The 882-nt window shown below is 51.5% G+C and carries 1 protein-coding gene and 1 pseudogene; both read right to left on the bottom strand.

Translation table 11 applies throughout. The features are described from left to right. Positions 1–354 (bottom strand): annotated as a pseudogene (locus CKL79_RS22635) (hypothetical protein); the annotation flags it as partial. Positions 355–480: 126 nt separating this feature from the next. Then, the coding region (locus tag CKL79_RS22630; RefSeq protein ID WP_240518737.1) for a transposase at positions 481–882 on the bottom strand (402 nt) is incomplete at its 5' end.

Raw genomic sequence — 882 nt, 5'->3', positions numbered from 1 at the left:
GGCAACCTTTGCCTGGAAATCGGCATCGAAGTCAGCCAAGATAAGATTCTTGGGCCAGCCAGAGGCTCTGGTCATAGAGCGCAACCAGAAGCGATAGTCAAAGCCCCCAAGCAACTGAACTAATGAGCGAAAGCTGACCTCAATTTTGAACCGCCAGCCATAGGCTTCAATCACTTGCGCTCCGGTGAGTGTGGTGTCACTAGAGAGCAAAATAATCTGTTTGCCATTGGGCAGTTGCGTGAGCACGAACAACACTAATTCATCAGGACTGTCCCAATAGAATTTAAAGCACTGATAGTACACGGTTTGACGTTGACCATAGAGCCAAACGGCTGCTTGAGAGCAGGCATCCATCGGGGCAAATAGCTCTCTGAGTTTTATGTCAGAACCCCAGACTCTGGGCCGACCGGGTCCACGAATATCCGAATTGGCTGAAAAGTCGCAATAGCTCAATAACCGCTGGTAGAAGGCAAGCTTGTTTTAGCTTGCAACAAAACAAGCCGACTCAGCAGGCAGGGCCTGAGCCGTTGCCTGAGCCGCTCTTTGTCTAATGACATCAGGCAACAAGGGAACAGTGTCATCGTGTTTGAGCCTGGAGGTCAAATATTGCCAGAACGAAAAGCCCAGCTTGCGACAGGTTTTTTTGAGGCCGACAAAGGTGTCACGCGCCTGCCTGCCCAAGTCATGGCGAGTGGTGCCACTAATCTTACGACGAGTGACCATCTCGCGAATATCAGATTCAGCGGCATTGGTATGCAAAGGCAGCGCTGGCATCTCCAGGACGCGCAGGAGTTCTGCCTTGTGGTTGGTAAACTGCTTGAGCACCGCGTTTAAGGGCGCATTGTCCTCGAAGGTCTGTGCAAAGATGGCATCAAAGCCTCG

It is taken from the genome of Leptolyngbya sp. BC1307, assembly GCF_002286735.1.
Classification (GTDB): domain Bacteria; phylum Cyanobacteriota; class Cyanobacteriia; order Phormidesmidales; family Phormidesmidaceae; genus Phormidesmis.
Note: the sequence above shows the minus strand (reverse complement) of the source record. Positions and strands in the feature narration are given on the sequence as shown.